Source organism: Streptomyces sp. NPDC003379 (assembly GCF_053589195.1).
The window spans coordinates 1-8,116 of sequence record NZ_JBSFRK010000102.1 but is presented as its reverse complement, the minus strand read 5'-3'; the positions used below and the strand labels follow the sequence as shown (position 1 = coordinate 8,116).

Below are 8,116 nucleotides of genomic sequence, written 5' to 3'. Positions count from 1 at the left end.
GTCATCCGGGACGCGGGGGCACTCAGCAGCCTCGAGCCCGTACGCCTCCTGCGCACCGAGATCAGCGACGCCGGCCTGACAGCCGCGGAAGCCGCCCTGGAACTGGCCCTGTGCTTCCACCACGCCGTCCAGGACGACCACGACAAGATCAGCGCCGCGATCTTTCGGCTGCGCGCTCTCACCCGCGGCGGCGACTACGCCTACTACGCCGACATCGCCCACTTCATGGCAGCCCTGCCCCTGCCAGAACCCTCCACCACCCGCTGGCTCACCGGCGAGGCCGACGTCCGCTCCGCATGGCGCGGCCTGGTCCAGGCCCGGCAGGAACACCTTCGCACCGGCACCTGACCCCGGACACGGGAGGCCCCGACCAGATGCCTGGTCGGGGCCCTCGTCTACTTTGCCCTTGTTCTCCGTTGCCGATTCCGGACCACCCAGACCCCTATGCATGCGATCAGGGCAGCGGTGAAGAGCACTGACACTGCGACGCGTACGGCAAGCCACGCGTTGCCAGGCGGGTGCCACAGGGCTTCTGCCAGGTTCAACATAACCGCGAGTGAAAACGTAAGCCATAAAGCTTCTTTAGCGCCGCTGGCATACTTTTCCGAGCTCACTATTTTCTTCCTCTCACTCCGTCACCCACGCGTACGGGTTGAAGCAGCTGTTCAGGTCCTTTGCTTCATCCTTGAGCGAGTTGTCGGTGTCCTCCCACGCCTGCTTTGCGTAACACCCGACTGGCGCCGCGCTTGAGGCCCTGCCCAGGAATCGAGGTCCCTTGTCCTTGATGAACCGGGCCGATGCTTTCACAAACTCAGGCCAAAGACCGGTGGGATCGATCTTGTTGACAGGGTCGCCTGCCGCATACAGGTAGGGGTTCTGTTCCTGGCCGGAGGGGTCAGGCTGAGTGAAGCGACCGATGTTGGGGTCGTAGTAACGCGCCGCAAAGTGGTACAGGCCGGTCGGGTCCTGGTAGCCGCCGGCGAACTGGTAGGGCTGGGGTGTCTTCTCGGTGCTCGTGGAGCGGCTGACGCCGCGGGGACTGTAGGAGTACGTGTTGACCTTCTCGCCGACCTCGTCCGCGATCGCGACGACGGAGCCGATCGCATCGGTGAGGTAGAAGTACGTCTTCCCGTCCCGGGTCATGGAGTTGAGTGTGCCCCCGGGCTCGCGGTTGAAGCCGGTGTCCGCACCGCCCGTTGAAGTAGCGGAGAGGCCGAGGGGTCCGTTGTGGAAGTAGGTGTCGCCGAGCTTGATGCGCTCGCTCTGGTCGGTGGAGCCGTACTGGCCCGCGTACGTCTTCCCGCCGACGGTCAGCGAGGTGAGCTGGCTGTGATCCGACCACTTCTCCGCGGTCCGGGTCTCCTCCGGCGTGGAGGCTCCGGCGGTCTCGTTGCCTTCGAGGTCATAGGACCAGTTCGTCGAAGAGCCGTTCTTCGTGGTGATCTGCTGTGCGTCGTTGATGCTGTACGTCGTCCCGCGTGGGCAGCCCTTCTCCGTGCCCTGGCTGGTGAGGTTGCCCGCCAGGTCGTAGCAGTACTGCCAGGACGAGTTGAGCGTTGAGCTCTTGTTCTCGGCGGCGTAGGAGAAGCGTCCGGCGCCGTCGTAGGTGTAGCTGGTCTTCGTGCCCGCGACGTTGTCGGTCTTGGTGCGGATCTTGTTGCCGTCGGTCTTGGCGTCGGTGCCGTAGCCGTAGGTGTAGGCGAGGTCGACCAGAGTGCCCTTGCCGGACTTGGCCGTGATCGTCTCGGGGCGGCTGGAGTTGTCGACGTCAACGCTCTGCACGGTGCCGCCGGGGTAGGCGGTCTCGGTGCGGACATCGTTGCGGTTGTACTTGTAGGAGGTGACCTTCCCTGAGGGATCGGTCAGCTCCTTAAGCTTGTTGACCTCGTTCCAGGTGTAGTCAGTCTTGCCGGCCGGATCCTGGTAGTAATCGACGTTGCCTGCGGGGGTGTACGCGAGCAGTGTCTGGGAGCCGTCGTGCAGGGCCCGGACGGTCTCTCGCTGGAGCGGGTCGAAGGTGTACTTGATGGTGCCGGTGGAGTCGGTGCGCTGGGTGAGGTTGCCGTCGCCGTCGTAGAAGTAGCGGACCGTGTCGTTGGTGGTGGAGACGATCTTGATCCGGTCGAGGTGGTCGTAGGTGAAGACCTTCTTGATGCCGCGGCCGTCAGTGAGGGTCTCGGTGCGGCCCAGGCTGTCGTAGGTGAAGGTAGTCTCGCCCAGCGGTTTGGGCGGGGCCGCCTTGCGCAGGTTGCCCTTGTCGTCGTAGGTGAAGGACGTCTTGACCGTCTTTGTCGATGACATCTTCGTCTCGGCCGTGCAGCGCTGGCCCTCGAAGCCACCGCAGTGCGGGGAGGCGGGGTTGTAGGTGTAGGAGACGCTGCCGCCGCCCGTGCCGGTCTGCGCGACCGACTTGGTGTTGCCGACCGTATCGTAGGTGAAGGAGGTCTTCTCGCCGTCGGCGTTCGTGGAGTCCTTGGGTACGTCGCCGCCGGCGATCGTCTGCCAGCTCGCGACCGATTTTCCCCCGGTCGGGGACTTCATGCTCTCCAGGTTGTTACGCGTGTTGAACCCGTAGTCGGTCACGTTGCCGCCGGTGGTGCCGGTGCCCATCGCGTCGGTGGCCGTATCGACGTTGTGGTTCGCGTCGAAAGACGTCTTCCGGTCCCGGCCGAGCGCGTCCGTGACGTCGGTGACCTGGCCGTCGCCGTCGTGCTTGTGCTTCGTCGCGTGCTTCTCGGGGTCTGTGACGGTGGTCGTGCCGGCCGCCGTGGGCGAGGTCGTGCCGTATGTGTACGTCCAGGTGGGGCCGGTGTGGCCGGAGCCGTTGAACTCGGTCGCGCGCAGCATGGAGGTGACGCGGTTGGCGTCGTCGTAGGTGAAGACGGTGACCCGGCCCTCTGCCGTGGTGATCTTGGTGAGGCGGTTGGAGGTGTCGTAGCCGAAGGTGGTGGTCTTGCCTTCGGCGTCGGTGGTCTTGTGCAGGTTGCCGTCGGGGTCGAGGTCGAAGACGGCGGTGCGGCCCGAATGGTCCTTGGCCTGCCACTGGGAGGCGTTGGTCTTGAGCAGGTCGATCCAGCGGCCCGAGCGGGTCTCGGTCAGCTTGAAGCCCTTGTGCTCGCCGCCCTCGTCATGCTGGGCGACGGTGATGGTCCCCTTGTTCTTGTCGGTGGCCTTGGTCAGGGTGCCGTGCTCGTTATAGGTGTCCTTGGAGTGCGACTTCCAGTTGGTGACGGTGTAGGCGCCGTCGGCGTTCTTCTTCAGTTCCTTCGAGTAGCCCTTGGGCGAGGTGAAGGAGCCGTCCGCGGCCTTGGTGAAGCGCAGGGTGTCGCCGGAGGCGTCGTACAGGACCACCTCGTTGTCGAGGACCTGGAGGTAGCGCTCGTACCGCTGCCACCAGCGCTGGGAGACCTTGCCCCACGGGGCGTCGAGGGAGTTGTAGGTGCGCGCCAGCGTCAGGTTCTGTCCGACGCCCGCGACGGAGAAGTCGGTGGCGGTCAGCATCAGGTTGCCGGTGGAGAAGTTGATGCGGGCCGTCAGTGCGTCCGTGATGGCGAAGTCGCTGATTTTGTGCCATGGCACATCGCCCTGGCCTTCGGGCACATGGGCGGGTATCTCCTGAAGGGAGCGTGCCGTGTCGCCCTCGGTGCGCTTCTTCTGCTGCGCGCGCCAGGCGGCCACCTTGCGCGAGGGTGCGCGTTCGGCTTCCGGCGCGACAGGCTTGTTCGAACCGACCTTCACGTCGGGCATCGAGAACGACGGGGCGTCCTTGCCCCACGCCGAGTCCGGCTCGTCGGCCGCGGCGGCACCCGCGGCCGACAGCAGGGACAGGGTCAGAGCGCCGGCGGCCGAAGCGGCGGCGATGGCAAGGGTGGTTCTCTTCCGGGTACGCGAAACACGCGCACCGACGGTGCGTTGCGTCAAGACTTCCCCCCACAGGAAGACACATCTCGCAGACCCCAGTGGTCACGAGAGGCCCACAACCTGACACACAGCCCCCTTGGGACACGCCGCGATTCCCTCGAACGCACGTGCTACACGGGAGGGAATCGGCCTCTCCCCGCGAATTGGGCGAGGCGGCCTGAAACGCGCAGCATCCACCCGTCTCAGCGGGGCTGTTGCACCCTGCGCACCCTGCACTGGCGGCAAAGTGACCGGGAACCTTCGGGTCCGCCTCGCCCGACCGGCAATTGACGGCTCAATCGACCTGCTCACTGCGGCGCCCAAACCAGAGCCGGAACTGGCCTGCGATCATGCCGGGCTCCCCCGCCCGGCAGGCGCCGGAGCGGGGGCCAGGCTCAGCCGACGGGTGCGTACTCCACCGTCTCCTGCCCGCACCCGGCGACCAGCTCCCTCAGCGCCTTCTGTTCGGCCTTGTCCACGGTCAGGCCCCCAGCGGAGCTTGGTCGCCACCCGATGGGTGGTGTAGGTACAGCAGGCATCCGCGAGCGGCGGCTGCCATTCGGCAGGGTCCTGGTCGGACTTCGAGCGGTTGCTGCGGGCGGTTGTAGACCGTATGTAGGGGTGGTTCCGGGGCCGCCCGTTTGTTGAGTGTGCGGGCCGCAGGTTGACGCCGGATGTCCGACGGTGGGCACGGTAACGGGTAGTGCCGCACGATCCGGGAGGTGCCGGATGTTTGGTGAACGCACGTCAGTCGGTCTCGATGTTCACGCCCGCTCCACGACGGCGTGGGCATTGGACTGTGAGACGGGGGAGATCTTCAGCCAGCGTCTTGTCGCCGCGACGCACAACGTGCTGGTGTGGGTGGCCACGCTGCCGCAGCCGACCGCGGTCGCTTACGAAGCCGGGCCGACCGGATTCTTCCTGGCCAGGGCCCTGGACGCGGTCGGCATCCGCTGCGTGGTGGCCGCCCCGTCCAAGATGGAACGGCCTGCGGGCGACCGGATCAAGACCAACAAGCGGGACGCCCAGCGGCTGGCCAAGCTGTTGCGGATGGACGAACTCCCGGCGGTCCGGGTGCCGGCACCGTCCGAGGAAGCCGCCCGCGACCTGGTCCATGGCCGCGACGACGTCCGCCGGGACCTGGCCCGGGCCCGTAACCGGGTCTCCAAACTGCTGCTGCGGCAGGGGCGGGTCTACTCCAACGGATCGGGCTGGACCTGCGTGCACCACCACTGGCTGACCGGCCAACGGTTCCCCGACCCGGATACGCAGTTCGCCTATGACCAGGAACTGGACCAGGTCCTGTCCCTGGAAGCGCTGCGTGACCGCTTCACCAGCGCATCACCCTGGCGGCGGCCCGCCCCGAATGGGCCCCGGTGGTACACCGGCTGGCCTGCCTGCGGGGCGTCAGCACACTGACCGCCTTCGGGCTGGCCATCGAGGTCGGCGACTGGAACCGGTTCACCGGCGCGACCATCGGCGCCTACCTCGGCCTCGTACCCAGCGAGCGCTCCTCGGGACCCAATCGCACCCAGGGCCCGATCACTAAGACCGGCAACACCCACGCCCGGCGCCTGTTGGTTGAGGCCGCGTGGTAGCACTACAAGCCCTACCGCGGACCCGGGGCGACCCTGCGCCGGCGCATGGAACTGGCTGTCGGACCGGTGCGACAGCGGGCCGATCTCGGCAACCGCCGGCTCCACCAGCGATGGGAGAACTTCCTCGCCCGCAAGAAGAACAAGAACGTCGCCGTCGTGGCCGTCGCCCGTGAACTGGCGGGCTGGTGCTGGAGCCTGGCCACAATGGAGGACTGACCCTCCGGGGCCAACAGAACGGCCGACGGGAGGCCGGGACGTGCAGCGCGAGGGGCAATGCCCGCGGAACCTATGAGCACCCGCCCCGGCGGGCCACGCTCGACTGTAGACCGGCGGCTCCGCCCCCGACGAACACCCGGTCATGCGGTAACCAACCCGCGAATATCAGGCTGACCGCGCGTCGCCGCAACGACACGCTCCCGGCCTCCCGCCGGTCCCACATCACCACCCCCAGACCCGCTCAGGCGAGTCCGAGAGCCCCTGCCCTCTTGACAAAACGCCCTACATATCAGGTTCCGCGTTTTCGGTGTCACGTGCCGACGTTGTGAGCTGGGCGTTCTGACGGTTCCGCGTTCCGTGTCACCTTGATCGTTCCGTGCTCGGTGTCATATCCCCGACGATGCGGGGACAGCTCGCAACGTCCGGAGCTGAAGGCTCCGACAAGCGTGACCACGTCGCCGGCGCCACCGAACGGCAGTGCCAGTCCACTGGGCACGGCGACGGCCTGGCGGACCCGTCGCCCAGGAACTGGATCACTCGTCAGACACGTCCCCCTCTGCGGCACCATCTCCTGGTGTCACTGCCGTCGAGAGGAATTGCCCGCCATGACTGAACTCAGACCCGTCGCGTGGCCACCTTCCCCGATCAAGACCGAGCGGCTCGTGCTCCGTGCGTCCGAGGCTCGGGACCGAGCGGCGTTCATCGAGCTGCTGGCGTCGCCAGAGGTGCACACCTACCTCGGCGGCCCCCAGCCGCGTGACGCGCTTGAGCGCGAGATGCCTGAGGTGCCCGAGCAGTGGCCGGGGAGTTTCGTCGTTGATCTCGACGGGGTGATGATCGGCCAGATCCTGCTCAGGAGAGCATCGGAGCAACATCGCCCGGCTGCTGCGGGGAAGACCGATCTCGGCTACCTGTTCCTGCCACGGGCGTGGGGATTCGGGTATGCCGCCGAGTCGTGCGCGGCGGCACTTGAATGGCTCGACGGCGTCCTTCCCAGTGAGCCGGTGGTGCTCGCCACCCAGACCGCCAACGTCGGTTCGATGCACCTCGCGGCAAAGCTGGGGTTCACCGAGGTAGAGCGGTATCAGGCCTGGAATGCTGAGCAGTGGCTCGGTATTCGGTCCCCGGTCACGCCGTCCGGTTGATCTCGTGCTCGACAGCGCGGATCCGCGAGGCCACCAATCAGTCGTCGGCCTCGGCCGCCGCTTGACCTCTATCTGCGCGGTTGCTGGAAGACAAGCGGTTCTCTTTGAGCGTGGACTCCAGTTTCTCCTCGGACTCCTTGAGCGCCTCACGCAGCCGATCACGCTCGGCCTCGGTCTCCCGCAGCCGGGCCATGGCCGCCTTGAGCTGGTCCCGTTCCGCGCGCAAGAGTCTGAGTTCTGCCGTGGCCAGTTCCAGGTCGGCCGCCAGTGATTCGGCCGAGGTGTGCAAGCCCTCCGCAGTCTCGCGTTGTGCAGCCCCGCCCTGCTTCTTGATCACATCCTCGATGTGCTCGCGCAGTCCCTCGGCGTACACCAGCCAGTTCGAGACCCGTGCTGTGCGAGCGAGCGCGAGGAAGGTGATCTTCTCTCCCGTCGCGGCCATCTCGTCGAGCGTCTTGAGTACCCGGGCTCGTTTGGTTTCGCTGTCGCGGGCTCCGGCCTCGCGCAACACTTGGGCGGGGGTCCGTTTCGCCGTGGCCCCGTGCGGCGGCGTTGCTCGGACCTCGGCCGAGGAGTTGACATCGATATGCCTGGGCAACGGTTTCTCGACTCCTTCGCAGCAATCTGGTCGATGCTGTCGCAATGGCGCCCCGACTGCCTGGTGCCGGGCCTCGAAGGCGAGCCTGAGGTGCTCAGGACTGGTGCCGAGTACGTTGGCGGCTGCTGTTGGTGAGAGGCGGCTCCTGATCAATTCGGCTGCGTGCTCGGTGTCGGGCAGGGGCATGTCTCGGCCGGGCAGGTCGAGGTGGTCGACCATCGCCAGGGGCGGTGACCAGGCGACGGGCTCACTGATGCCGTGCGAGGTCAGGTAGTGCGCGGCGTGCTCGTCGAGAGCCTCCAGGAGCGACGGCGTCAAGATGACCGGCAGGTTCCTGGTCTTGTCGGTGGAGCCAGGTTCGGCGAGCTGGAGGGTGAGTAGAGGCCCGAGCCGGTCATGCGTTGGTAGAGGTATCGGCGCACCGCCGGGAGTCAGTACTGGTCGCCAGGCGGCGTTCTGGTCCGGCGGCGGATGTCGATCCAGATGGCCTCGGGCAGCAGGTCGTTGCCTCTCAGTTTCCGTCGGCGGGCGTAGTCGATGGGCGCTGGGTGCTGGTCGAGGTGGGCTCTGCGCGATGGCCGGCACTCTGATCCTGGACGAGGACGGCCTCTATGATCCCTGCGATTTCAATGATCGCTTGTTGCTCGGTCTCAAAGGGA

General features: G+C 66.7%; 6 protein-coding genes and 1 pseudogene. 5 read left to right on the top strand and 2 right to left on the bottom strand.

The genetic code is table 11. The features are described from left to right. A pseudogene (locus tag ACWDVB_RS39820) lies at nucleotides 1–348 on the top strand (ATP/GTP-binding protein); the annotation flags it as partial. 279 nt (nucleotides 349–627) lie between these two features. On the opposite strand, the gene ACWDVB_RS39815 reads toward ACWDVB_RS39820, so the two are convergent. Then, on the bottom strand, nucleotides 628–3,747 hold the full coding sequence (locus ACWDVB_RS39815) for an RHS repeat-associated core domain-containing protein (protein ID WP_451519947.1): 3,120 nt from the start codon (nucleotides 3,745–3,747) through the stop codon (nucleotides 628–630). Nucleotides 3,748–4,692: 945 nt separating this feature from the next. Here ACWDVB_RS39815 and ACWDVB_RS39810 point away from each other — a divergent pair. From ACWDVB_RS39810 to ACWDVB_RS39795, 4 genes are all read left to right on the top strand, one after another. After that, nucleotides 4,693–5,319: an IS110 family transposase gene (locus tag ACWDVB_RS39810; protein ID WP_451519946.1), complete on the top strand. Its 627-nt coding sequence runs from the start codon at nucleotides 4,693–4,695 to the stop codon at nucleotides 5,317–5,319. After that, nucleotides 5,277–5,498 (top strand): transposase, encoded by a 222-nt coding sequence (locus ACWDVB_RS39805; RefSeq protein WP_451519945.1) that lies wholly within the window; start codon nucleotides 5,277–5,279, stop codon nucleotides 5,496–5,498. The genes ACWDVB_RS39810 and ACWDVB_RS39805 overlap by 43 nt, the downstream gene beginning before the upstream one ends. A 45-nt stretch (nucleotides 5,499–5,543) precedes the next feature. Beyond that, nucleotides 5,544–5,714 (top strand): hypothetical protein, encoded by a 171-nt coding sequence (locus ACWDVB_RS39800; protein WP_451519944.1) that lies wholly within the window; start codon nucleotides 5,544–5,546, stop codon nucleotides 5,712–5,714. A gap of 605 nt (nucleotides 5,715–6,319) precedes the next feature. Further along, nucleotides 6,320–6,859, top strand: coding sequence for a GNAT family N-acetyltransferase (locus ACWDVB_RS39795; protein WP_451519943.1), 540 nt, complete (start codon nucleotides 6,320–6,322; stop codon nucleotides 6,857–6,859). 37 nt (nucleotides 6,860–6,896) lie between these two features. On the opposite strand, the gene ACWDVB_RS39790 is transcribed toward ACWDVB_RS39795, so the two are convergent. Further along, on the bottom strand, nucleotides 6,897–7,775 hold the full coding sequence (locus ACWDVB_RS39790; RefSeq protein ID WP_451519942.1) for a DUF6262 family protein: 879 nt from the start codon (nucleotides 7,773–7,775) through the stop codon (nucleotides 6,897–6,899). Between the last annotated feature and the right edge of the window lie 341 nt (nucleotides 7,776–8,116).

What these genes read in the sequence shown, in the direction of transcription:
- ACWDVB_RS39800 (WP_451519944.1), top strand. Translation starts at nt 5,544, where the DNA reads ATGGAACTGGCTGTCGGACCGGTGCGACAGCGGGCCGATCTCGGCAAC.
- ACWDVB_RS39795 (WP_451519943.1), top strand. Translation starts at nt 6,320, where the DNA reads ATGACTGAACTCAGACCCGTCGCGTGGCCACCTTCCCCGATCAAGACC.
- ACWDVB_RS39815 (WP_451519947.1), bottom strand. Translation starts at nt 3,747, where the DNA reads ATGCCCGACGTGAAGGTCGGTTCGAACAAGCCTGTCGCGCCGGAAGCC.